Genomic DNA, 23263 nt, shown 5'->3' on the forward strand with positions numbered 1-23263 from the left:
CATCAGGCTATGGAGTCCCCCCTGCGGCGATCGGCCTGGTGGATCGGCAAGGTGTGACCAGATCTGTCTAGCGCGATTTCCGTGGCTCGATCTCCATACAGTCGGGAATGACGTTGCGCCTGCAGACCCATGGCCGTGCCTGCACGGAGCACTCCCCAACGCATCTGGGTCGTGGATGACGATCCCGAGCAGCGGCGTTTGGTCGGCACCTACCTGACCGACCAGGGCTACGACGTGCGCTGCCTGAGCAGCGGCGAACAACTGATGGCTCGGCTCGAGAGCCAACGGCCCGATTTGGTTGTCCTCGACGTGATGCTCCCCGGGGAGGACGGATTGACGCTGTTGCGCCGGCTGCGGGACGGCGGCGATGACCTGCCGGTGGTGATGCTGACGGCCAAAGGCGATGGCATTGATCGGATCATTGGCCTGGAGCAGGGAGCCGATGACTACCTCGGTAAACCCTTCCTGCCGCGGGAGCTGACGGCGCGGATTGAGGCGGTCCTGCGGCGCCGGGTGGCGCTGCCCGCCGGAACGCCCCTGGCGGAGGGCCAGCTAGTGGAGTTCGGCGAGAACCGGCTGGATCTGGCCAACCGCCGCCTGGAGCGCAATGCCCAACCGGTCGTGATCACCAGCGGTGAGTTCAGCCTGTTGGCGGCCTTTGTGCAGCACCCCCATCGCCCCCTTTCCCGCGAACGCCTGATCGAGCTCGCCCGCGGACCGGAATCGGAGACCGACAGCCGCAGCATGGATGTGCAGATCTCGCGGGTCCGCAAGTTGGTGGAGCCCGATCCCACCCGGCCCCGCTACCTGCAGACGGTCTGGGGGTACGGCTACGTCTTTGTGCCCGATGGCCAAGCACGCACCCGTTAAGTACGTCCTGGCGGGGGCGGGCATTTCCGCCCTGGGGCTGGTCGTGTTGCAGTCCCTGCTGGCCCAGCGCCTGGAGCGCGCGCAGATTGCCCAGATGGGGCCGGAGGTGGCCTTCAACCTGCGGCTCGGGGAATTGGCACTGGATCGCCTGCCCCCCCAGGCGCTGGCCCGGCTGAGTGGGTTGCCCTTGCGGGTGGGCCCCTTCCCTCCCGTGAGCCGCGATGGACGCCTGCAACGCCAGGCGTTGCTGCTGCAGCAGGAGTTGTGCCAGCGGGTGCGGCCCTGTCCGCCGGTTCTTCCGGCCGCCAGCGAGACACCGGGGCTCTGGGTTGAGTTGCTGTCGCCCCTCGAGCCGATCTGGCTGTTCACTCCCGTGGGCCCCGCCCAGCGTTGGCCACCCGATCCCCTCCTGCTGGGGCTTTCGCTGTTGACCGGAAGCATCTCCGCCTCCTTCCTGTTCCTCTGGCGTGAGGTGCAAACGCCCCTGCAGCAGCTGGAGCAGGCGCTGGGGTCGGTGGGGCGATCGGGTTTGCAACCAGCCCTGCCCGAGCGCGGCGCGCGGGTCGTTCGCTCCTTGACGGGGCGTTTCAACGCCATGGTCGAGCGCCTGGCCAGCAATGACCGGGAGCGGGCAACGATGCTGGCGGGCATCGCCCACGACCTCAAGAGTCCCTTGACCCGTCTGCGCTTGCGCCTGGCGGATCAGCAGGCGGCGGAAGCGGACCTGGATGCGCTGGAGCGCATCACCAGTCAGTTCCTCTTGTTTGCGGGAGGGGGCGATGCGGAACCGGCGGTGCAGTTGCCCCTGGATCAGTGGTTGGCGGAGTTGACCGCTCCCCTGGAGGCGGAGCAGGTGCAGCTCGATCTCACTCCCTTGGAGGCGAGCGTGCAGCCGGTGGCCTTGGGCCGAGCGGTGGGCAACTTGATCGAGAACGCCCTCAGTCACGGTCAGGCTCCGCTGCGGTTGGTGTTGCGTCCTGCGGAGGCGGATGGCTTCCGCATCGAGGTCTGGGATCAAGGTCCGGGAATTCCGGCGGATCAGTGGCCTCAGGCCCTGATGCCCTTCCAACGCTTGGACCGGGCGCGGGGTGGCAGCGGCCACTGCGGTTTGGGTCTGGCGATTGCTGCCCGGGTCGCGGCGAGCCATGGCGGCGGCCTGAGCCGGGTGCAGAGCGAGCAGGGATTTGCGGTGGTGCTGACGGCCCACTCCCTCGCGGCGGCCTAGCTCAGTTGGATTTGGTCACAGCTGGCGGCGGTTTGGGTCACAGCTGCGTTGTTGATCCCGCGCAGCCTGTGGGGGCACGTTGATGCACCGCTATGTCGTCTTCTGTTTCCTCTGCTGTGCGCCCCTTCCAGCCGCTGTCACGCGCGCTGCAGTTGGGCCTGGTGCTTTGCCTGAGCACCAGCGTCCCCGCCTGGGCGGGATCACGGCCATCCATGGGGGAGGGGAGGTCCGCCTTCGCTGAGCTGGAAGCGGAGGCCCTCTCCAAGCTCAGCCGTGAGCAGCGCCATCGTTATTTCGATGACCTGCGGGCGCTGCAGCGCCGCCGCTTTGATCAACGCCAGGCGGATCTCTCCCGTTTGGAGGGCTGCCTGAATCGAACGGCCAAGGCGAAGGCGTCGAGTTGCTTTGAGCGGCAGCACCGCCATGACCGTGCCCGCTGGAGGAAGGAACTCCAGGCGTTACGCCAGCGCTACAAGTTGCCGGTTCCCCCGAGCCATCACCAGCGCCCCTCCTGAGGGACAAAAAAAGGGGCCCCTTGGGGCCCCTGTCGCTGAATCGTCAGTGGAGATCAGGCTTCGTCGAGGGCAGCCACGCCGGGGAGGACCTTGCCTTCGAGCAGCTCCAGGCTGGCGCCACCACCGGTGGAGATGTGGGACATCTTGTCGGCCAGGCCGGCCTTCTCAACGGCGGCCACGGAGTCACCACCGCCGATGATCGTGCAGCAGCCCTTGCCGCTCAGGTCGGCCAGGGTGGTGGCAATGGCGTTGGTGCCAGCGGCGAAGGCGTCGAACTCGAACACGCCCATGGGGCCGTTCCAGATGACGGTCTTGCAGTCAGCCAGGGCGTCCTGGAACACCTTCACGGAGTCGGGGCCGATGTCCAGACCCATCCAGCCGTCGGGGATGGCATCCACCTTGGCGATCTGGCTGTTGGCGTCGGGGGCGAAGTTGTCGGCCAGCACCACATCGGTGGGCAGCAGGAACTGAACGCCCTTGGCAGCGGCCTTGGCTTCCAGCTCCTTGGCCAGCTCGAGCTTGTCCTCTTCCACCAGGCTCTTGCCGACGGAGAGGCCGCGGGCTTTGTAGAAGGTGAAGATCATTCCGCCGCCGACAAGGATCTTGTCGCACTTGTCGAGCAGGGCCTCGAGCACGCCGATCTTGGAGCTCACCTTGGAGCCGCCGACGATGGCGGCCAGGGGACGCTTGGGCTCGTCGATGGCGCCTTGGAGGTACTGGAGCTCCTTCTCCATCAGGTAGCCGGCCACGCTGGGGCTCAAGTACTGGGTCACGCCCTCAGTGGAGGCGTGGGCACGGTGGGCGGCGCCGAAGGCGTCGTTCACGTACACGTCAGCCAGGCTGGCCAGCTTCTTGGCGAAGTCGCCTTCGTTCTTCTCTTCTTCAGCGAAGAAGCGGACGTTCTCGAGCAGCACGACGTCGCCGTCGGCCATGGCGGCCACCTTGGCTTCAGCGTCGGCACCGATGCAGCTGTCGGTTTTCACCACGCCCTTGCCCAGCAGTTCGCCCAGGCGTGCAGCGACGGGGGTGAGGCGCATGGACTCGTTCACCTGACCCTTGGGACGGCCGAAGTGGGCCGAGAGGATCACCTTGGCGCCCTTGCCGACCAGATCATTGATGGTGGGGAGGGCAGCGCGGATGCGGGTGTCATCGGTGATGGCGCCGGCATCGTTCAGGGGCACGTTGAAGTCGACCCGAACCAGCACGCGCTTGCTGCGCAGCTCGTCAGCGGAAATGCTGGCCAGGGAGCGCTTCGCCATGGGTGAGACAAGGAGTAGAGGTCGGGCGAATTTAGCGGGCCAGTCAAGGGTTTCCTTGTTTGGCAGGCCTCTCGGCTGATTGCTGGCTCTCTGGGCTGTGGGCGCTAGACAGAGGGAGCACCGGCCAATCGGCCATGTTCGAGATCGTTCTCTTCCCCATCGACCGCAGCCGGCAGGCCGCTGAAACCGCCTCCTTCGCCTTGAAGTTGGCCCAGCAGCACGACAGCCGTTTGGTGGTGCTTTCGGTGGTGGAGCCCGGTCAGGACGATCCCGCCGCCGTCGCGGCCTTGTTGGAGCAGGCCCGCGGTCGCTTTCAGGAGCAGGGGGTGAGCTGCGAGGTGCTGGAGCGTGAGGGCAAGCCGGCCTTCGTGATCTGTGATGTGGCCGATGAGATCAATGCCGACGTGATCGTGATGGGGACCCGGGGGCTGAGCCTCGAAGCGGAGGACGCCCCGAGTACGGCCTCCCGTGTGATTCAGTTGGCCCCTTGCCCCGTGATGGTGGTGCCGTGAGTGAGCTGCTGAGTAGCGCAGCACCGTCGATCCAGTGGTACCCAGGCCACATCGCGAAGGCGGAGCGTTCGCTCACCGACAACCTGGCCAAGGTGGATTTGGTGATTGAGGTGCGCGATGCCCGCATCCCCACCGCCACCGGCCATCCCCGGCTTCAGCGTTGGATCCAAGGCAAGCAGCACCTGTTGGTCTTGAACCGCCGGGACATGATCCCGACCCAGGCGCGGGAAGCCTGGGATGCCTGGTTTCGCAGCCAGGGTCAAACCCCCTGGTGGAGTGATGCCAAGGCCGGCACCGGCGTGAAGCAACTGCAGCAGGCCGCCATTCGGGCGGGGGATTCCCTGAACGAGCGGCGCCGCAACCGGGGCATGCGTCCCCGGCCGGTCCGGGCCTTGATGCTCGGCTTTCCCAACGTGGGCAAGTCCGCCCTGATCAACCGTTTGGTCCGCCAGAAGGTCGTGGACAGCGCCCGCCGTGCGGGCGTGACCCGCAGCCTGCGCTGGGTCCGCCTCGGCCAAGACCTCGACCTGCTGGATGCCCCTGGGGTGCTCCCCCCGCGGCTCGATGACCAGCTCGCTGCCCTGCGGCTCGCGCTGTGCGACGACATCGGCCAGGCGGCCTACGACGGCGAGGCGGCGGCTATGGCCTTTGTGCACATGCTCTCCGCCCTGGAAGCTAAGGAGCAATCCGGCGTTAAGCCGGGTCTGCTGGAGGGGCGCTACGGGATTCCCGTCGACCCGTTGCCGGGGGAGGGCGCGCCTCAGCCGGATGTTCACGCTTGGTTGACGGGGGCGGCGGAGCGGCACACCAGTGGCGACACCGCTCGGATGGCCCAACGGTTCCTCGATGACTTCCGGCGGGGCATGCTCGGACCGATTGCCTTGGAGTTGCCGTGAGTGCGTTTGGGGAAGGTGAAGGGGAGCTGCTGACGCTCACTTACCCCAAGCCCCTGCCGATGCGCCTGGATCGTTGGCTGGTGGCCCAGCGCCCGGAGCAGAGCCGGGCCCGGATTCAGAAGTTCATCGACGCCGGCTATGTCCGCGTCAACGGGGTGACGGGACGGGCCAAAACCCCCCTGCGTCAGAACGACACGGTGGAGCTCTGGATGCCGCCGCCGGAGCCGCTTCCCTACCTGATTCCCCAGGACATTCCCTTGGATGTCCTCTATGAGGACGGGGACCTGATCGTGCTGAACAAGCCCGCCGGCCTCACGGTGCATCCGGCCCCTGGTAACAAGGACGGCACGCTGGTCAACGGTCTCCTGCACCACTGCCCCGATCTGCCCGGCATCGGCGGTGAGATGCGTCCGGGGATCGTGCATCGCCTCGACAAGGACACCACCGGCTGCATCGTCGTGGCCAAAAGCCAGGAGGCGTTGGTGAAGCTGCAGGTGCAGATCCAGAAGCGCATTGCCTCCCGGGAATATCTGGCGGTGGTCCATGGCGCACCAGCCGGAGACAACGGAACGATCGTGGGGGCCATCGGCCGCCATCCCGCCGACCGCAAGAAGTACGCGGTGGTGCACGACGGCTCAGGGCGCCATGCCTGCACCCACTGGACCCTGCTGGAGCGCTTGGGTGACTACGCCTTGATGCGCTTCAAGCTCGACACTGGTCGCACCCACCAGATCCGCGTCCACTGCGCCCACATCGGCCACCCGATCGTTGGTGATCCCGTCTACTCACGCTGCCGCAAGTTGCCCATGGCCCTGCCGGGTCAGGCGCTGCATGCCTTCCAGCTCGGTCTGGATCACCCGATCCGCAAGGACCGGATGCTGTTTGAGGCGCCCCTGCCGGAGGTGATGGAGAAACTGCTCAAGCTCCTGCGGCGGCGGGCAGGCGTGGACACGCCTCCACCAGCGTCCGAGTGATCGCGGCCTGAGGCTGGCTGAGCAGCTGATCGCCCGGGCCCTCTTCGACGATCTGGCCGCCATCGAGCACCACGACCCGCTGACAGAAGCCGCTGGCCACGGAGAGGTCGTGGGTGACAAAGATCAGCCCCAAGCCGAGCCGGTCCTGGAGGGAGCGCAGCAGTTGCAGCACTTCCGCTTGCACCTCGGCATCGAGCATGCTCACGCTCTCGTCGCAGAGCAGCACCTGCGGTTCGAGCACGAGGGCCCGCGCGATCGCGACCCGTTGCTGCTGACCGCCGGAGAGTTGGCGGGGCAGCCGAGCTTCGAAGGCTTCCGGCGGCTGCAGCCCGACCGCCTCGAGCCACTGGCGGGCTTGCTCCCGGGCGGCACTCGGGCTGGCGAGCCCATGGATCAAGAGCGGATCGGCAATCGCTTCCCCAACGGTCATCGCGGGGTTTAAGCAGGCCAGGGGGTCCTGGAACACCATCTGAATGCGGCGCCGGGCTTGGCGCAGGGCTTCGCCCCGCAGGCGCATCAGATCGACCCCCTTGAGCTTCACGCTGCCGCCCCGCACCGGAGTCAGGCCCATCAGGGCGCGGCAGAGGGTGCTTTTGCCGCAACCGGAGGCCCCCACCACGCCGATTGTTTCCCCATGGCGCAGCTGCAGGCTGACCCCATCGACGGCCCGGTACCAACGGGCCTGCCATGGCAACCCCGGCAGGGGATGCCAGCAGCGCAGTTCCTCCAGCTCCAGTAGAGGGGCGGCATTGGAGGGGGCGGGTGTCAGGCCCCCCTCCCGGGCTCGCGCAGCGCCCACCAAGCGCTGGGCCAGGGGGGATTGGGGGCGGGTGAGCAGCGTGGTCGCCGCTGCCTGCTCCACCAGGCGGCCCTGGTCGAGGACGGCGATGTGATCGCACCAGCGCCCGGCCATCGCTAGGTCATGGCTGATCAGCAAGAGGGCACTGCCGGCTTCTTGGCAGAGATCGCAGAGCTCCTGCATGACTTGCCCGGCCACGGCCACATCGAGGCTGGTGGTGGGTTCATCGGCAATCACCAGGGCCGGACGCAGGGCCATGGCCAGGGCAATGGCGAGCCGCTGCCGCATCCCGCCGCTGAATTCATGGGGGTAGCTGCCGTAGCGCTCGTCTGAAATCCCGACCCGCTGCAGCAGGGATTGGGCCCTTTCCCGGATTTGGGCCTGCTGCCAGGCCGGACGGTGCTCGCTGAGGGTGTCGGCAAGGTGTTCGCCGATGGTCATCAGCGGGTTGAGCCGGGTCATCGGGTCCTGAAAGACCAGGCCCACCGCCTCGCCCCGCAGCCGCCGCAGCTCCGAGCGCCGCAGGCCCCTCGGATCACGTCCGTTCAGCCGCAGGCTCCCTTGGCAGCGACTGCCTTGGGGCAGCAGTTGCAACACGGCTCGCGCGACGGTGCTTTTGCCGCAACCGCTGGGCCCCACCAGGGCCAGCCGCTCGCCGGCGTGCAGCCGCAGGTTGAGGCCATCCAGGGTGTTGCTCGTGCTCCCCGGGTAGCGGACACGCAGGCCTTGCAGCTCCAGGACCGCAGCGGGATGGGCTGGGGCGGCCATGGCCAGGGCGCTGCACTCACCCCAGGCTGGCAGGTGTGGCAAGGGCAAACCCTCACCTGTGGTCGGTTTGTGAGGGCCCCTGCATACGATGGGGCAAATCGCAGGGCGCAATGCTCCAGGCGGTCCCCGGTACGGCAGACGGATCCGCCTCCAAAGGGGCGGCCGCTGCTGACTGCCCGGCCCCCGGCGCCGCACTCGGCAGACGCGTCATCAACAGCCCCGCGGACTACGGCATTGAGCTGCCGGCGTGGCTGCACACCTGCATCGAGCACGTTCCCCCCGGTGCAGGGGAAAGTTGCCCCACCGACACCGAAGCGCTGCTGGCCGCCGCCTTCGATTTCGCCTTTCAACTCCACGACGGCCAGGTGCGGGCCAGCGGTGAGCCCTACATCTGCCATCCGGTCGCCGTCGCTGATTTGTTGCGGGACATCGGCGCCAGTGCCGGGGTGATCGCCGCTGGCTTCCTCCATGACGTGGTGGAGGACACCGAGGTCACGCCCGAGGAGATCGAGCAGCACTTCGGCCCCGAGGTGCGGGGCTTGGTGGAGGGGGTCACCAAGTTGGGTGGCATTCACTTCACCAACAAGACCGAGGCCCAGGCCGAAAACCTGCGCCGCATGTTCCTGGCCATGGCCAGTGACATCCGCGTGGTGCTCGTGAAGCTGGCGGATCGCCTCCACAACATGCGCACCTTGGGGGCGCTGAAGCCCGAGAAGCAGCAGCGCATCGCCCGGGAAACCCGTGAGATCTATGGCCCCTTGGCGAACCGTCTGGGCATCGGTCGCTTCAAGTGGGAGTTGGAGGACCTGGCCTTCAAGATCCTGGAGCCCGAGGCCTTCCGGGATGTCCAGCAGCAGGTCTCCAGCAAGCGCAGTGACCGGGAGCAGCGCCTCGGCGTGACCGCCGACATCCTCAGCGGCAAGTTGTCCTCGGTGGGGTTGGGGGAGTGCGAGGTCAGCGGACGGCCGAAACACCTCTATGGCATCTGGAACAAGATGCAGAGCCAGCGCAAGGCCTTCCACGAGATCTACGACGTGGCGGCGTTGCGGATCATTTGCCCCAACGTCGAGAGCTGCTATCGCGCCCTGGCGGTGGTGCATGACACCTTCCGCCCGATCCCCGGCCGCTTTAAGGACTACATCGGCCTGCCCAAGCCCAATGGCTACCAGTCGTTGCACACGGCGGTGATTGGTCGCCATCGTCCGATCGAGGTGCAGATCCGCACGGACGAGATGCATCGGGTTGCCGAGTTCGGCATCGCCGCCCACTGGAAATACAAGGAGGGGGGCTCCCCTGCCGCCACGGGATCCGATGCCGAGCGCTTCAACTGGCTGCGGCAGCTGGTGGATTGGCAAAAGGACGGCGTCGGCGAGGACAGTGGCGACTTCCTGCGCTCGATCAAGGAGGACCTCTTCGATGAAGAGGTGTTTGTCTTCACCCCCGGTGGGGACGTGGTGGGCCTCCGCAATGGTTCAACCCCGGTGGACTTCGCCTATCGGATCCACTCGGAGGTGGGCAACCACTGCCAGGGCGCCCGCATCAACGACCGCCTGTGCCCCTTGGCAACGCCGCTGCAAAACGGCGACTTCGTTCAGATCCTGACCTCGAAGACGGCGCACCCCAGCCTGGACTGGCTCAACTTTGTGGCTACGCCGACGGCGCGTAACCGCATCCGCCAGTGGTACAAGAAGAGCCATCGGGAGGAGAACATCCAGCGCGGCACCGACATGCTCGAGCGCGAGCTGGGCCGTGACGGTTTCGATGCTCTTCTCAATGGTGAGGCGATGGCAAAGGTGGCTCGCCGTTGCAACCTCGTTGGCACCGAAGACCTGCTGGCGGCGATCGGCTTTGGCGGCGTTACCCTCCACCAGGTCCTGAACCGCCTGCGGGAAGAGCTGCGTCTGGCCACCGAGTCCGAGGCTCCGGCCATCAGCGATGAGGAGCTGGCCCGCAACCTCTCCCAGCAGAGTGAGCAAGCCTCAGGGCCTTCGACTCCACTCACGGGTCACGGTGATGCCAGCCCGATCCTGGGTCTGGAGGGCCTCGAATACCGGCTGGGCGGATGCTGCAGTGCCCTGCCCGGCGAAGCGATTGTCGGCACGGTTGCCCTTGGCAACCACGGCATCACGATTCACCGGCAGGACTGCTCCAACCTCGGTTCCGTGCCGGCCGAGCGCCGCTTGCCGGTGCAGTGGAATCCCCAGCTCAGCGCCTCCCAGCGCCGCCGTTATCCCGTTCAGCTGCGGATCGAGGTGCTGGATCGGGTGGGAGTCCTCAAGGACATCCTCACCCGCCTCTCCGATCACCGCATCAACGTCAGCGATGCCCGGGTGCGCACCAACCCCGGTCGCCCTGCGCGCATTGATCTGAAGGTCGAGCTGGAGAGCGCCGATCAGTTGCGCAACACCATGGATCAGATCCGCTCGATGGCGGATGTGCTGGACATTGCGCGGGCGGGTATCGGCTAGCTCCTGCTGCGTTTGGGTCTACACACCAACGCCCCGGCTGGTCAGCTGGGCTACAGCTTCTGCTGGCCAGGTTCTGTAGCAAGAACGGACTAGACCAATTCGTTGCCATGACCTCTGAACAGGCTGCGCAGCTCATTGATGACGCTCTGGACCTGGTGCAGGAGCGCCTGGAGAGCCTCGATCAAGGCCAACCCCTGGCCCATCAGGCCCTGATGGAGGAGTTCCGCGAGTGGCGCCATCCCCCCGGCGGCCACATCGACTTGATGGTTTGCCCAGGTTTCAGCACGAGCTGAGGCAGCGAAACGAGACACTGGAGGCATGTCCTCCGACACGATCGCTGCTGTCGCCACCGCCGTCGCCGCCGGTGAGGGCAGCGTGTCGATCGTGCGCATCTCCGGGCCCGAGGCCGAAGCCATTGGAGCGCGTTTGTTTGAGGCGCCCGGCCAGCAGGTCTGGGAGAGCCACCGCGTGCTCTACGGCCATGTGCGCGATCCCGGCAGCGGCGAGCGGGTGGATGAAGCGCTGCTGCTCTTGATGCGCGCGCCCCGCAGCTTCACCCGCGAGACCGTCGTTGAGCTGCACTGCCACGGCGGGCTGATCTCGGTGCAGTGGGTGCTGGAGTTGGTGCTGGCCGCCGGTGCCCGGCGCGCCTTGCCCGGTGAATTCAGCCAACGGGCTTTTCTCAACGGCCGGCTGGACCTCACCCGCGCCGAGGCCATCAGTGAGTTGGTGACGGCCCGCAGCCGACGAGCCGCCCAGCTGGCGATGGCGGGTCTCGATGGTGGTCTCGAGCGGCAAATCAGCGCCCTGCGCCTGCGCCTGCTCGATCAGCTGGCGGAGCTCGAGGCGCGGGTGGATTTCGAAGACGACCTGCCGCCCTTGGATGGCGAGGCGGTGGCCGCTGAATTGCAGGCAGTGCGCACCGCGCTGTTGGAGCTGGTGGCTGACGGTGAGCGCGGTCAGCTCCTGCGGGAGGGCCTCAAGGTGGCGATCGTGGGTCGCCCCAATGTCGGCAAGAGCAGCCTGCTCAACCTGCTCAGTCGCAGCGAACGCGCCATCGTCACCGACCTGCCTGGCACCACCCGCGATCTGGTGGAGAGCGAGTTGGTGCTCAAGGGTGTCCCCCTGACCCTGCTGGATACCGCCGGGATCCGCGATACCGAGGACCGCGTCGAGCAGATCGGCATCGAACGCAGTCGCGGCGCCCTGCAGGCCGCGGACGTGGTGCTGCTCTTGTTTGACCTGGTCCAGGGTTGGTTGGCCGAGGACCAGGCCTTGCTGGAGTCCCTCCCGCCAGGCATCCCCCATCTGGTGGTGGCCAACAAGGCGGACCAGGCGGCAGCGCAGGCGCCCGCCCACGCCGATGTCTGCATCAGTGCCCTGACCGGCGCTGGCCATGGGGAGTTGGTGGATCGCCTGCTGCAGCGCTGCGGCCACGGCGGTGAGCAGGGACTGCAGGTGGCTCTGAATCAACGGCAGCTGGATCTGGCGGTCTCCGCGGCGGCGAGCTTGCAGCGCACCCTCGAGGCCGGCGGACAGCAGTTGCCCTGGGATTTTTGGACGATTGATCTGCGGGCGGCGGTGCGCTCCCTCGGGGAGATCACTGGTGCGGAGGTCACCGAGGCGGTGCTCGATCGGATCTTCTCCCGCTTCTGCATCGGCAAATAGGGCCAGGAGCTCGGGCAAGCTGCCCATGCGTCTTTGCATTCAGATGAGCGCCGCCTCGCTTCCCCTGACGCCAGTCCTTCGGCAGCAGCTGCGCGATTGGTTGCAGGAGGACCTGGGTCGCGGCGACCTCAGCGCCCCCGCCTTGGCCTCTGGCCGTTGCCGGGCCCACTGGATCAGCAAGGCCCCTGGGGTGTTCTGCGGTGGCCCCCTGTTGGACGTTGTCTTTCGCGAGCTGGATCCGACCGCCAGCGTGGAGCTGTTGGTGGCGGATGGGGACGTGGTCAGCCCAGGGCAACGCCTGGTGAACCTGGAGGCTGAGGCGCCGGCCTTGGTGGCGGCCGAGCGCACTGCCCTGAACCTGGCGATGCGCCTCTCGGGGATTGCCACGGCCACGGCCCGCCTGGTGGCCGAATTGGACGGCAGCGGGGTCCGCTTGGCGGACACCCGCAAGACCACCCCGGGGCTGCGGGTGCTGGAGAAGTACGCCGTGCGCTGCGGCGGTGGCGTGAACCATCGCCTCGGCTTGGACGATGCGGCGATGCTCAAGGAAAACCACCTGGCCTGGGCCGGTGGGGTGGCCGCGGCGATCGCCGCTGTCCGCGCAGCGGCCCCCTGGCCGGCTCGCGTGATCGTGGAAGCCGAGACCGCCGCAGAGGCCCAGGCGGCGGTTGAGGCGGGAGCCGATGGGGTCTTACTCGATGAGTTCAGCCCGGAGGAGCTGCGGGAGCTGGTCCCCCGCTTGCGGGCCCTGAGTCCCCGGCCGGTGGTGCTCGAGGCCTCCGGCGTGCAGCCGGATCAGCTGCGTGCCTATGGGGCGACGGGGATTGATCTGATTTCCACGAGCGCCCCGGTGACCCGCAGCAGCTGGCTGGACCTCAGCATGCGCTTCTCCGGCTGAGCCATTCCCGCGGAGAGGGATGATCTGAAGATCTCCCCCGCATCTCCATGCTCCGCATCGCCCACTCCCTGGAGAACCAGCTTCGGGATGCGATGCAACGTGCCTTCCCCGAGGCCGCGGCGGCCGGGCAGGCCTTTGATCCCCAGCTCGCCCCGGCCAGTAAGCCGGAATTCGGGGATTTCCAGGCCAATGGCGCCTTGCCCCTGGCCAAGCCCTTGGGCCAGCCCCCCCGCAAGATCGCTGAGGCGGTGGTGGAGCAGCTCAAGGCCGATGCGGCCTTCATGGCCCTCTGCCTGGAGCCGCAGATTGCGGGCCCCGGTTTCATCAACATCACGCTCCAGCCCGAGCGTTTGGCGGCGGAGGTGCAGGAGCGCCTTGGGGATGCTCGCCTCGGCGTTCCGGCCGTGGAGCAGGCCGCGCCGGTGGTGGTGGACTTCTCCAGCCCGAACATCGCCAAGGAGATGCACGTGGGGCACTTGCGCTCCACGATCATTGGCGACTCCCTGGCCCGCGTTCTGGAGTTCCGCGGCCATCCGGTCCTACGGCTGAACCACGTGGGGGATTGGGGCACCCAGTTCGGGATGCTGATCACCCACCTCAAGCAGGTGGCTCCGGAAGCGCTGGAGACCGCCGATGCGGTCGATCTGGGGGATCTGGTGGCCTTCTACCGCGAGGCCAAAAAACGCTTCGATGAGGACGAGGCCTTCCAGACCACCTCACGGGAGGAGGTGGTGAAGCTCCAAGGCGGTGACTCGGTCTCCCTGAAAGCCTGGGGGCTGCTCTGTGACCAGAGCCGCCGCGAGTTCCAGAAGATCTACGACCGCCTCGACATTCGCCTGAGCGAACGGGGTGAATCCTTCTACAACCCCTATCTGGAAGGGGTCGTCCGCGACCTGGAGGCCATGGGTCTGCTCGTGGTGGATGACGGGGCGCGCTGCGTCTTTCTCGAGGGGGTGAGCGGCAAGGACGGCAAGCCCTTGCCGGTGATCGTCCAGAAGAGCGACGGCGGCTTCAACTACGCCACCACCGACTTGGCGGCCATTCGTTATCGCTTTGGCTCAGCCCCCGACGGCGATGGCGCTCGCCGGGTGGTGTACGTGACCGATGCCGGCCAGGCGAACCACTTCGCGGGGGTCTTCCAGGTGGCCCGCCGGGCCGGTTGGCTGCCCGAGGGTGCGCGCTTGGAGCACGTGCCCTTTGGTCTGGTCCAAGGGGAAGACGGCAAGAAGTTGAAAACCCGCGCCGGGGACACGGTGCGCCTGCGGGATCTCTTGGATGAGGCCGTGGAGCGCTCCGATGCAGACCTGCGTCGTCGCCTCGAGGAGGAGGGCCGCAGCGAGGACGAGGCCTTCATCGAGCACGTCGCCACCACGGTTGGTCTGGCGGCCGTGAAGTACGCGGACCTCAGCCAGAACCGCATCACCAACTACCAGTTCAGCTTTGACCGGATGCTGGCCCTGCAGGGCAACACGGCTCCCTACTTGCTCTACGCGGTGGTGCGCATTGCGGGCATCGCCCGCAAAGGCGGCGACCTGGATGCGGCCGGGACGGGGGCGCTCCAGTTCAGTGAGCCCCAGGAATGGGCCCTGGTGCGGGAGTTGCTCAAGTTCGATGCCGTGGTCGCCGAGGTCGAGGAGGAGCTGCTCCCCAATCGTCTCTGCACCTATTTGTTTGAGCTCTCCCAGGTGTTCAACCGCTTCTACGACCAGGTGCCCGTGCTCAAGGCTGAGCCAGACGCACTGCCCTCCCGTCTCGCCCTTTGCCGTCTCACCGCCGACACCCTCAAACTGGGGTTGGGTCTGTTGGGCATCCCAACGCTGGATCGGATGTGATGGAGCAAGCGTGGCCACCGGCTCGCCCTGAAGTGGAGAGCCTCCATGCCTATAGCGCTCCCCTGGAGGGACGCCGGCCGTTGCTGCGCCTCGACTTCAACGAGAGCACCGTCGGCCCCAGCCCCCGCGTTGTCGAAGCGCTGCGGGCCATACCCGCTGATCAGATCGGCATTTACCCCGAGTACGACGGGCTGCGGGAAGCGGTCATCGCCAACCTGGGACTGCCGCTGCAGCCCGAGCAAGTCGGCCTGTTCAACGGTGTCGATGCGGCGATCCACGCCGTCTTTCACGCCTATGGCGACCGTGGGGAGACGTTGCTCACCACATCGCCGACCTTCGGCTACTACACGCCCTGCGCTCAGATGCAGGGAATGACGATCGAGGCGGTTCCCTATCTGGGGGAGGCCTTTGACTTTCCGCAGGAGACGATTCGCGAGCGCCTGCAGGTCCTCAAGCCCCGACTGCTCCTGATCTGCAATCCGAATAACCCCACCGGAACCCGCCTCGCACCGGAGGTCATCCGCGAGCTTGCGGCCGCAGCACCATCGACGTTGGTGGTCGTGGATGAGCTCTACGAGGCCTTCACCGGCGACAGCGTTCTCCCCAGGGCCGACTTCGCAGCCACGCCGAATCTGCTGGTGCTGCGCTCGCTGGCCAAAACCGCCGGTTTGGCGGGGTTACGCATCGGTTTTGCCTTGGGGCACGCCGCCGTGGTCGATCGCGTCAGCCGGGTCACGGGGCCCTACGACATCAACAGTTTTGCGGTGACCGCGGCCTTCGCAGCCCTGAAGGATCAGGCCTACGTCGATGCCTACGTCCAGCAGGTTCTCCAGGCCAGAACCTGGATGGCGGAGATGCTCCAGGCCGCAGGCGTTCGCCACCACATCGATGGCGGGAACTATCTGCTGGTCTGGCCCAAATCTGATCCGGCGCTGATCGATCAGGGGCTCCGTCAGGCCGGGATTTTGGTGCGGGCCATGACCGGAAAGCCATTGATTGATGGCTCACTGCGGGTCAGCCTGGGCACCACGGCGCAGATGCAGCAGTTCTGGGCGGCCTATGCAGCCCTCGAGGGGCTCCCGGCCTAGCGCATCACATCGATTTGGGTGCCTTCGCCGAGCTGGCCCGGCAGGCTCAGCACCCGGCCGACCCGTTTGACGCTGGTGCCCTTCATCGCCTCGAGGAAGGGTTCAACGCTGCTTTGGTCGCAGTTCGCCGGGGTCTTGCCGCTCACGTACTGAACCGGGATGACCCGCTTGGGTGCCAGCTCGCGCACCACCGCCGCGGCTTCCGCGCCGTCGTAAACCTTTGCGCCACCGCCGACACCGACGATCAGCACATCGGGCTTGCCCAGCAGCACCCGGTCCTCCGGGCTCAGCTTGGCGGCCGTGCCCCCCAGGTGGGCAAAGGTCAGGCCCCCCTGGCTCCAGCGCCAGAGGGTGGCTTGTCCGAACTGACGTCCGCCGAAGCGGTCATGGGGTGCCGAGATGCCTTCGATCTTGAGGCCGGCCAAGCGGTAGGAGCCGGGTTGGCTCAGAAACTTGCCGCTGGCCACAGGGGCTCCTTCATCCAGCAGCAGGCTGCTGGCCAGGATGACGTTGGCGTTGACTTTGGGTTCCGCCAGTCCCGCTGCGCAGGCCACCGCCTTGAACGGGTTGATCAGCACCTTGGCTCCACCGCCCTGGATCAGCAGGGCGCTGTGGCCGTAGCTGGTGATCGTCACACCGGTGCCGGCGCTGGCCGCCAAAGGAAGAGCGACGGCTGCGGCAGCCAGGGTGCGGATCAGCAGGGCCATGGAGCAGCTGGAGTTGGGCCGAACGTTAGCCGGCTGCCGCTTGGGCCAGGAAATTCCCCAGCAGCTGATGGCCGCTCTGGGTGAGCACGCTTTCCGGGTGGAATTGCACCCCCTGCAGGTGGGGGAACTCCCGGTGGCGCAGGCCCATGATCGTGCCGTCCTCGAGCCAGGCCGTGATCTCCAAGCAGTCCGGCAGGGACTCGCGCTCGGCGATCAGGCTGTGATAGCGGGTGGCCGTCAGTGGGTTGGGTAGGCCGGCGAAGACGCCGGCTCCCTCGTGGAGTACCGGCGAGGTCTTGCCGTGCATCAGTTCCTTGGCCCGGATCACCTTGCCGCCATAGACCTGGGCGATGGATTGATGGCCGAGGCAAACCCCCAGGGTGGGGACAGTCGGGCTCAGTTCCCGCAGGACTTCGAGGCAGACGCCGGATTGATCCGGATCGCCAGGACCCGGTGAAATCAAGATCGCGTCCGGATTCAGCGCCCGGATCTCGTCCAGGGTGAGGGCGTCATTGCGCTCCACCCGCAGGTCCTCGGTGATCGGGTGGTCGGCCGCCAGTTCACCCAGGTACTGCACCAGGTTGAAGGTGAAGCTGTCGTAGTTGTCGAGAACGAGAAGCATCAGCCCTGCAGCCAGGGCACCATTCAAACGCCCAGACGGACCAAGAGGGCGGGGAGGATCAGGAGCGCCGCAATCACCAAGGAACTGAGGGCGGCCACCAAGACCGCTGCGGCAGCGCAATCCTTCGCGATGCGTGCAAGGGGGTGGAACTGCCGTCCGATCGCAAGATCCACCACGGCTTCGGTGGCGGTATTGATCAGCTCCAGCACCAGGACCGCGGCCACGGTCAGCACCAGGACGGCCAGTTGCGGCAAGGGCAGTTGCAGCCAGAGGCCCAGGCCAAAGACGCAGACCCCAGTCACCACATGGATGCGGAAGTTGCGCTGGCTGCGGAAGCCGTAGATCAGACCCTGGGCCGCATAGCGAAAGCTCGCGGGCAGATCGCTGGCCACCTGCCAGGCCCCGAGTCTCCTCACCTTGCTGCCTGACTCAGCCGCTTGCTGGAGGCTGGGTCTGGCGTTCGGGGTGGAGTCCTGGGGTTGGAGCATCGGCAAAGGCGCCGGGCGCAGGCCTTTGGCCGCACCCTACCGCTGCTGGGTTTCGTCGAGAAGCTGCTGCTGCCTCTGCAGCATCGCTTCGAGGCTGGCGTCGTCGGGGTGATCCCACCCCAGCAGGTGGAGCAAGCCATGGGTGGCCAGGAACAGCAGCTCATCCCGCAGGCTGTGCTGGTGCTCCGGGGCCTGGCGGGCGGCGGTTTCGATCGAGATCACGATGTCGCCCAACTCCAGGGCATCGAGCAGTCCGTACTCAACGTCGAAGTCCGGCATCGGAATGGCGGGGGCATCGTCGAGGCCGTCGTCTTGGGCGGCGAAGGCCAGCACGTCCGTCGGCCCGGCCTTGTCGCGCCAATCGTTGTTGAGGGCCGCGATCTCCTCATCGCAGACCAGGCTCAGGCCCAGGCTGTAGGCCGGTGCCTGCAGGGACTCAGGCAGTTCGGCGCTGAGTTGGGCTAACCAGCCGCTGATCAGCCCATGCCACGGCTCAATGCCGCCGATCGGATCACAGAGGTCAGCGGCGGCCTGGACCAGGCTCTCCGGGAGATCCTCCGCGGCCTCAAAGGCCAAGTCCAGATCCGGTTCAGCCGTCATCGCCTCAGGCTCCAGGCAGTTGGGGTTTACCCAGCCAGGCCACTAGGACGATGAAGCCGAGGAAGCCCAGGGCGGTCAAGCCGAAATGGAACAGGCTCAGCTTCCCCTTGCGCACCATGTTGCGCATCGCCAGTTTCGTGAAACTGGGGTTCTCGCCCGAGGGTGGTGGTGAGGGGTCAGTCATCGCTGCTGGCTCCGGCCACTTCGACGCCGGCATGCAGCAGGCTCTGGATGAAGGGATCGAGATCCCCATCCATCACCCCTTGCACGTCGGTGGTTTCGTGCTGGGTGCGCAGGTCTTTCACCATTTGGTACGGGTGGAAGACGTAGTTGCGGATTTGGTTGCCCCAGGCGGCTTCCACGATGTCGCCGCGGATGTCGGCGATCTCAGCGGCCCGCTGCTCTTGGGCGATCACCAGCAGCTTGGCCATCAGCAGGGCCATCGCTTTTTCCTTGTTCTGGAGCTGGGAGCGCTCCTGGGTGCAGCGCACAAAGAGGCCGGTCGGAATGTGGAGGATCCGCACCGCGGTCTCCACCTTGTTCACGTTCTGACCGCCGGCGCCGCCGGAGCGGGAGGTGGTGATCTCCAGGTCCTTTTCGGGGATATCCAGCTTCACCTCCTCCTCGATCTTCGGCATCACCTCAACGCCCGCGAAGCTGGTTTGGCGCTTGTCGTTGGCGTTGAACGGGGAGATGCGCACCAGGCGGTGGGTGCCCTTCTCGTTGCGCAGATAGCCGTAGGCGTAGCGGCCCTCGATTTCGATCGTGCAGCTCTTGATGCCGGCCTCTTCCCCGTCGCTGAGTTCGTCGACGGTCACCTTCATGCCGTGGTCTTCGGCCCAGCGGGTGTACATCCGCATCAGCATCAGCGCCCAGTCCTGGGCGTCGGTGCCGCCGGCACCGGCATTGATGCTGATGACAGCCCCTTCCTTGTCGTAGGGGCCGCTGAGCAGGCGCTCGAGTTCCCAGCGGTCCAGGTCGGCCCGCAGTTTCTTCAGGGCCGCATCCGATTCGCTGAGCAGCTCCTCGTCGGGTTCCAGGCCGTAGATCTCGACGGTGGCTTCGGCGTCGGCCACGGCGCCCTCCCATTGGGCGAGCTGCTCGAGCTGAGCCTTTACTTCGTCCAGTTGGCGCATCTTGGCTTGCGCCTGTTTCTGGTCATCCCAGAAGTCGGGCTGGGAGGCCAGTTGCTCCAGGTCCTGCTGCCGTGCGTTCAGTGCAGCGACGTCAAAGACAGTCCTGGGCATTGCCCAGGCGGTCAGTGAGCTCGGAGAGATCGCGCTTGAAGTCGGTGAGGTCGAGCACCGGGCAGGAAGGAACTTGGTTTGACCGTATCAGTGCAGCTCGAGCGCAGGGCGGCTTCCCGTCCAAGCCCCCCAAATCTCGCTTCTAGGATTTCCTCACGCTTGAGAAGTGGCGCGATGCCGACGGTTGAGATCTACACCTGGCGCGCCTGTCCGTTTTGCATCCGCGCCAAGGCCCTCCTGGACCGCAAAGGGGTGGCCTACACCGAATACGCCATCGATGGCGATCAGGCCGCTCGCCAGGCGATGTCTGAAAAGGCGGGTGGGCGTACCAGTGTTCCCCAGACCTTTATTGACGGTCAGCACGTGGGCGGTTGCGATGACCTCTACGCCTTGGAGCGCAGTGGTCAGCTCGATGCCCTGCTGGGAGCCTGAGCTTGAGCGCGCTCACTAGCGGTCTGCCCGCGCAGTTGTTCGTGATCGATCCGATCGCGCGGCTGCGTCCCACCAAGGACTCCAGCGTTGCCCTGATGCAGGCGGCCCAGCGGGCTGGTCATCAGGTCTGGGTCTGCATGCCGGCTCACCTCTCCGTTCAAGGTCAGAGCGCCTTGGTGCTGGCCCAGCCGATCCGTTTGGCGGAGATCCGCCCGACGGCCAGCGGCTGGGATCTGCCGGAGCGTTGGTTCGAAGCCGATGAACCCCGCTGGCTTCCCCTGAGCAGCTTCCCGCTGGTCTGGATGCGGAAGGATCCGCCGGTGGATGAGGCCTACCTCTATGCCACCCATCTGCTCGAACTGGCTGAGCGCCAGGGGGTGCGGGTGCTGAATCGCCCCGCGTCCCTACGGGCCTGGAACGAAAAGCTGGGTGCCCTGCGCTGGAGCCATCTGATGGCCCCCAGTCTGGTCAGTGCGGATGTCGAGCAACTGGCGGCCTTCGCCGCCGAGCACGGTGACGTCGTTCTGAAACCCCTGGGCGGTCGGGCCGGCCAGGGTGTCGTGCGTAGCCATGGGGAAGCCCCCGGGTTGAAGGCTCTGCTGGAGCTGGTGACGGGCCAGCAGGCCCTGCCGGTGATGGTGCAAGCGTTTTTGCCGGCGGTGACCGCGGGCGATAAGCGCATCCTGTTGGTGGACGGGGAACCCCTTGGAGCGGTGAACCGGATGCCGGCAGCCGGGGAGTTCCGCAGCAACTTGGCGGTCGGTGGCTCACCCCAGGCCACCGAATTGACGGACCGGGAGCGTCAGATCTGTGCCGAGTTGACCTCGGCCTTGCGCGCCGAAGGGTTGTTCTTTGTGGGCATCGATGTCATCGATGGACGCCTGAGTGAGATCAATGTCACCAGCCCCACCGGGGTCCGTGAGGTGGAGCGTCTCAGCGGCACCCCCTTGGCCGATCAGGCCATGGAGCGTCTGCTAGCCGGGTAGGGCCGCCCCACAGTTGTCGCAGAACTGCGCTTCAGCCCTGTGGCGTTTGGCGTTGCAGCGCCCGCAGCTTCGGTGGACGAGGGTCGGCTGTAGCCGCTGCATTTGCTGGAATTTGGCGCCGACCATCCCCGTTGGCACGGCAATGATGCTGTAGCCCAGCAGCATCACCAGCGAGGCCACCAGGCGACCGAGGGGGGTGACCGGAGCGACATCGCCATAGCCCACCGTCGTGATCGTCACCACGGCCCAATAGATCCCAATCGGGATGCTGCTGAAGCCGCTTTCAGGACCCTCGATCACGTACATCAAGGTGCCAATCAGCACCACGAGCGCCACGATCGTCAGCAGGAAGACCGTGATCTTGCGGCGGCTCTGCACCAAGGCTTGGCGCAGTTGATCGGCTTCGTTGAGATAAGACCCCAACTTCAGGATCCGGAACACCCGCAGCAACCGCAGGACGCGGATGATCAGGAACGATTGGCCGAGGGGAATCCCAAGGGTCAGCAGCGGAGGAATGCTGGAGAGCAGATCCACCAAGCCAAAGAAGCTGCGGGCGTAGCGCAGGGGCGCGCGGCTGCAGAGCAGGCGCAGCAGGTACTCCAGGCTGAAGAGGGTGGAGAAGCCCCACTCGGCGCCGCTGAACCAGGGACCAAAGCGCTGTCCCAGGCGGGCATCGCTCTCCAGCGCCACCAGCAGGACGCTCAGGCTGATGGCCATCAGCAGGCCGAGGTCGAAGGCTTTGCCGGCGGGGGTGTCCGATTCGAAGATCACCCGCTCGAGCCGGGTCTTGCCGAGCCATTGGCGCAGGCCGAGGGCGGCCAGCAGGCAGAGGGCCAACAGGACGGTGCCCACCCCCAGGCCTGCCCCGGGCTGCATCACCGCAGGCTCTCGCTGTGGGGCAAATCGAGTTGCTGTTGGAGCACCCCGAGCTTCAGGGCGACTTCCGCCAATTCCCGTTCCACGGCGGATCCACGCACGAGGCCCGCGCCCGCGGTGAGCTCGAGGCTGCGTCCCTGGAGGGTGCCGCTGCGGATGGCGACGCGCAGTTCCGTATCCCCTTCACTGTCGATCCAGCCGATGGGGGCGGCGTAGTAGCCCCGCTCAAAGGGCTCCAGGCTGCGCAGAGCGGTCATGGCCTCGCGGCAGGGGAGGCCGGCCACCGCTGGGGTGGGATGCAGGGCGGCCGCCAGGGAGAGCGGTTGCTGATCCCCCAGCGCGGCGCTGATGGGGGTATGCAGGTGCACCAGTTGCCCGTGCCGGGCGAGCCGGGGGTGACGGGGGCGCCGGGTTTCTAGGCCCGCTCCGCGCAGCACATCCGTGATCGCTTCCACCACCAGCTCGTGTTCGCGGCGGTCCTTGTCGGAGCGGGTGAGCAGGTCAGCGGTTGGACCGACCGGCGCGGTGCCGGCCAGGGCATCGCTGCGCAGTTGGCCCTGCCGCACCGTCAGGAGACGCTCCGGGGAGGCTCCAAGCAGGGCCGGGCCTCCGGCCTGCTGCCAGAGGAAACGGCAGCTGCCCGGTTGGCGCCGCCGCAGTTGGGCGAGCAGCTGCAGGGGGTCGAGGGGTTGATCCAGCAGCAGTTGCTGCCGCACCGCCAGCACCAATTTGCGCAGGCGGCCTTCTTCGACGAGTTCCACGCCGCGCTGCACCACCGAGCGGTAGCCCTCCTGCCAGGAGGAGCGGCTGGCGATGGCTGGTCCGGGGGCATCGCCCTGATCCGCGCTGGGGTCGGAGGGCAGTGCGCCGAGGCGTTCGGCCTGCTCCCAGAGTTCTTCGGCAACGCTGCGGGCGCTGATGTCGCCTCCGAGGTTGCGCTGGAGACGCAGCCAGCAGTGCCTGCCCTGTTTGCTGAGTTGCCAGCGGGGCAGGACCGCCTGGACCCCCGGAACCCCTTCCCCCTCTTGGAGCGGGCTGTCGAAGAAGGAGAAGGCCAGCAGCACCCGTGGCCGTGCCAGGGGCGGGCACTGTTGTGGTGCGGCGAGGCGATTGAGGCTGATGGCGCTGAAGCGCTGGGCCAGCTGAAAGCGCCGGGGGCCGCTTAGTTCAAGGCTGTTGCAGCGTCCGCTCGCGGCCAGGCAAAGCCCTGGGGCGCTGTCCCAGAGGAAGCGGAACCGTTCCCCCTCCTCCAGCTGGCTGAGCAGGGCCATTGGATCCCGGTTCGGAATCGCCATGGCGAGGCTGAGCACGCCCTCTCCGCCGAGCTGGCGCTCGCCGGCCTGGGCGGCGGTCAGCAGATCGCTGAAGCGGGTTGTGACGCTGGTGGGGGCCTGCAACCGAAACGGGCCGATGCGGCTGCTCAAATGTATGGGCCTTCCCGCACCTCGAGTTGCCTCAGCCCGCTGACGAGCCTCAGGTCGTCGCAAGCCTTCATGCCCCTGCCGCTGAGCGCAGGCGCCTCTGGAAGGCTGC

Annotated in this window: 24 protein-coding genes; 14 read left to right on the forward strand and 10 right to left on the reverse strand. The window is 66.7% G+C overall.

All coding sequences use genetic code 11. The annotated features are described in order from the left end of the window. Nucleotides 1–129 precede the first annotated feature (129 nt). The 3 genes from H0O22_RS11485 (at nucleotide 130) to H0O22_RS11495 (ending at nucleotide 2610) form a co-directional block, all read left to right on the forward strand. Nucleotides 130–870, forward strand: coding sequence for a response regulator (locus H0O22_RS11485; protein ID WP_185186774.1), 741 nt, complete (start codon nucleotides 130–132; stop codon nucleotides 868–870). Further along, complete coding sequence (locus H0O22_RS11490; RefSeq protein WP_185186775.1) at nucleotides 848–2095, forward strand: ATP-binding protein; 1248 nt, start codon at nucleotides 848–850, stop codon at nucleotides 2093–2095. The genes H0O22_RS11485 and H0O22_RS11490 overlap by 23 nt, the downstream gene beginning before the upstream one ends. A 92-nt stretch (nucleotides 2096–2187) precedes the next feature. Continuing rightward, the gene (locus tag H0O22_RS11495; protein ID WP_185186776.1) at nucleotides 2188–2610 is read left to right on the forward strand and encodes a hypothetical protein; all 423 of its coding nucleotides are present in this window, start codon (nucleotides 2188–2190) and stop codon (nucleotides 2608–2610) included. A gap of 53 nt (nucleotides 2611–2663) precedes the next feature. Here H0O22_RS11495 and pgk read toward each other — a convergent pair whose 3' ends face one another. Continuing rightward, nucleotides 2664–3869 (reverse strand): phosphoglycerate kinase, encoded by a 1206-nt coding sequence (pgk, locus tag H0O22_RS11500; protein ID WP_185186777.1) that lies wholly within the window; start codon nucleotides 3867–3869, stop codon nucleotides 2664–2666. A 134-nt stretch (nucleotides 3870–4003) separates the two neighbouring features. On the opposite strand from pgk, the gene H0O22_RS11505 reads away from it, so the two are divergent. From H0O22_RS11505 to H0O22_RS11515, 3 genes are read left to right on the forward strand one after another with little or no spacing between them, the layout of a single operon-like run. Continuing rightward, nucleotides 4004–4381: a universal stress protein gene (locus tag H0O22_RS11505; RefSeq protein WP_185186778.1), complete on the forward strand. Its 378-nt coding sequence runs from the start codon at nucleotides 4004–4006 to the stop codon at nucleotides 4379–4381. Further along, nucleotides 4378–5277 carry a ribosome biogenesis GTPase YlqF gene (gene ylqF / locus H0O22_RS11510; RefSeq protein WP_255439310.1) on the forward strand — a complete coding sequence of 300 codons (900 nt, stop codon included), beginning with the start codon at nucleotides 4378–4380 and terminating at the stop codon, nucleotides 5275–5277. Before H0O22_RS11505 ends, ylqF begins: the two co-directional genes overlap by 4 nt. Further along, on the forward strand, nucleotides 5274–6251 hold the full coding sequence (locus H0O22_RS11515) for an RluA family pseudouridine synthase (protein WP_185186780.1): 978 nt from the start codon (nucleotides 5274–5276) through the stop codon (nucleotides 6249–6251). The genes ylqF and H0O22_RS11515 overlap by 4 nt, the downstream gene beginning before the upstream one ends. Here the strand turns inward: H0O22_RS11515 and H0O22_RS11520 are convergent. Continuing rightward, nucleotides 6196–7818 (reverse strand): ABC transporter ATP-binding protein, encoded by a 1623-nt coding sequence (locus tag H0O22_RS11520; RefSeq protein WP_185188418.1) that lies wholly within the window; start codon nucleotides 7816–7818, stop codon nucleotides 6196–6198. The genes H0O22_RS11515 and H0O22_RS11520 overlap by 56 nt on opposite strands. Before the next feature lie 110 nt (nucleotides 7819–7928). On the opposite strand from H0O22_RS11520, the gene H0O22_RS11525 reads away from it, so the two are divergent. The 6 genes from H0O22_RS11525 to H0O22_RS11550 all read left to right on the forward strand — a co-directional run bounded on the left by H0O22_RS11525 (nucleotide 7929) and on the right by H0O22_RS11550 (nucleotide 15772). After that, the gene (locus H0O22_RS11525) at nucleotides 7929–10286 is read left to right on the forward strand and encodes a bifunctional (p)ppGpp synthetase/guanosine-3',5'-bis(diphosphate) 3'-pyrophosphohydrolase (RefSeq protein WP_185186781.1); all 2358 of its coding nucleotides are present in this window, start codon (nucleotides 7929–7931) and stop codon (nucleotides 10284–10286) included. 107 nt (nucleotides 10287–10393) lie between these two features. Further along, nucleotides 10394–10579, forward strand: a complete 186-nt coding sequence (locus tag H0O22_RS11530) for a hypothetical protein (protein ID WP_185186782.1) — start codon at nucleotides 10394–10396, stop codon at nucleotides 10577–10579. Nucleotides 10580–10604: 25 nt separating this feature from the next. Then, nucleotides 10605–11954: a tRNA uridine-5-carboxymethylaminomethyl(34) synthesis GTPase MnmE gene (mnmE, locus tag H0O22_RS11535; RefSeq protein WP_185186783.1), complete on the forward strand. Its 1350-nt coding sequence runs from the start codon at nucleotides 10605–10607 to the stop codon at nucleotides 11952–11954. A gap of 43 nt (nucleotides 11955–11997) precedes the next feature. Then, on the forward strand, nucleotides 11998–12852 hold the full coding sequence (gene nadC, locus H0O22_RS11540; protein ID WP_185186784.1) for a carboxylating nicotinate-nucleotide diphosphorylase: 855 nt from the start codon (nucleotides 11998–12000) through the stop codon (nucleotides 12850–12852). Nucleotides 12853–12899: 47 nt separating this feature from the next. Then, a complete protein-coding gene (gene argS / locus H0O22_RS11545) occupies nucleotides 12900–14684 on the forward strand; it encodes an arginine--tRNA ligase (protein WP_185186785.1) in 1785 nt (594 codons plus the stop codon). Further along, entirely contained in the window at nucleotides 14684–15772 is a 1089-nt protein-coding gene (locus H0O22_RS11550; RefSeq protein WP_185186786.1) for a histidinol-phosphate transaminase, read from the forward strand. Before argS ends, H0O22_RS11550 begins: the two co-directional genes overlap by 1 nt. Here H0O22_RS11550 and H0O22_RS11555 read toward each other — a convergent pair. The 6 genes from H0O22_RS11555 to prfB form a co-directional block, all read right to left on the reverse strand. Continuing rightward, on the reverse strand, nucleotides 15769–16479 hold the full coding sequence (locus H0O22_RS11555; protein ID WP_185186787.1) for an MBL fold metallo-hydrolase: 711 nt from the start codon (nucleotides 16477–16479) through the stop codon (nucleotides 15769–15771). The two genes, H0O22_RS11550 and H0O22_RS11555, sit on opposite strands and share 4 nt — an antisense overlap. A gap of 25 nt (nucleotides 16480–16504) precedes the next feature. Then, nucleotides 16505–17101 carry an aminodeoxychorismate/anthranilate synthase component II gene (locus tag H0O22_RS11560; protein ID WP_185186788.1) on the reverse strand — a complete coding sequence of 199 codons (597 nt, stop codon included), beginning with the start codon at nucleotides 17099–17101 and terminating at the stop codon, nucleotides 16505–16507. Between the two features lie 23 nt (nucleotides 17102–17124). Next, complete coding sequence (locus H0O22_RS11565) at nucleotides 17125–17589, reverse strand: diacylglycerol kinase family protein (RefSeq protein ID WP_185186789.1); 465 nt, start codon at nucleotides 17587–17589, stop codon at nucleotides 17125–17127. A gap of 36 nt (nucleotides 17590–17625) precedes the next feature. Beyond that, nucleotides 17626–18189, reverse strand: coding sequence for an rRNA maturation RNase YbeY (gene ybeY / locus H0O22_RS11570; protein WP_185186790.1), 564 nt, complete (start codon nucleotides 18187–18189; stop codon nucleotides 17626–17628). 4 nt (nucleotides 18190–18193) lie between these two features. Next, nucleotides 18194–18373, reverse strand: a complete 180-nt coding sequence (locus tag H0O22_RS11575; RefSeq protein WP_185186791.1) for a DUF3285 domain-containing protein — start codon at nucleotides 18371–18373, stop codon at nucleotides 18194–18196. Beyond that, a protein-coding gene (gene prfB / locus H0O22_RS11580) for a peptide chain release factor 2 (protein WP_185186792.1) occupies nucleotides 18366–19494 on the reverse strand; the annotation gives its coding sequence in 2 pieces (ribosomal slippage) (nucleotides 18366–19418 and nucleotides 19420–19494; 1128 coding nt in all). Before prfB ends, H0O22_RS11575 begins: the two co-directional genes overlap by 8 nt. Before the next feature lie 116 nt (nucleotides 19495–19610). On the opposite strand from prfB, the gene grxC reads away from it, so the two are divergent. Beyond that, the gene (gene grxC, locus H0O22_RS11585; RefSeq protein WP_185186793.1) at nucleotides 19611–19868 is read left to right on the forward strand and encodes a glutaredoxin 3; all 258 of its coding nucleotides are present in this window, start codon (nucleotides 19611–19613) and stop codon (nucleotides 19866–19868) included. Nucleotides 19869–19870: 2 nt separating this feature from the next. Then, on the forward strand, nucleotides 19871–20854 hold the full coding sequence (gshB, locus tag H0O22_RS11590) for a glutathione synthase (RefSeq protein ID WP_185186794.1): 984 nt from the start codon (nucleotides 19871–19873) through the stop codon (nucleotides 20852–20854). On the opposite strand, the gene H0O22_RS11595 is transcribed toward gshB, so the two are convergent. Beyond that, on the reverse strand, nucleotides 20843–21730 hold the full coding sequence (locus H0O22_RS11595) for an ion transporter (RefSeq protein WP_185186795.1): 888 nt from the start codon (nucleotides 21728–21730) through the stop codon (nucleotides 20843–20845). The genes gshB and H0O22_RS11595 overlap by 12 nt on opposite strands. Beyond that, on the reverse strand, nucleotides 21730–23127 hold the full coding sequence (locus H0O22_RS11600) for an isochorismate synthase MenF (protein ID WP_370521448.1): 1398 nt from the start codon (nucleotides 23125–23127) through the stop codon (nucleotides 21730–21732). Before H0O22_RS11600 ends, H0O22_RS11595 begins: the two co-directional genes overlap by 1 nt. Nucleotides 23128–23263: the final 136 nt, after the last annotated feature.

This window comes from Synechococcus sp. LTW-R, from assembly GCF_014217875.1.
Taxonomy (GTDB): Bacteria; Cyanobacteriota; Cyanobacteriia; order PCC-6307; family Cyanobiaceae; genus Vulcanococcus.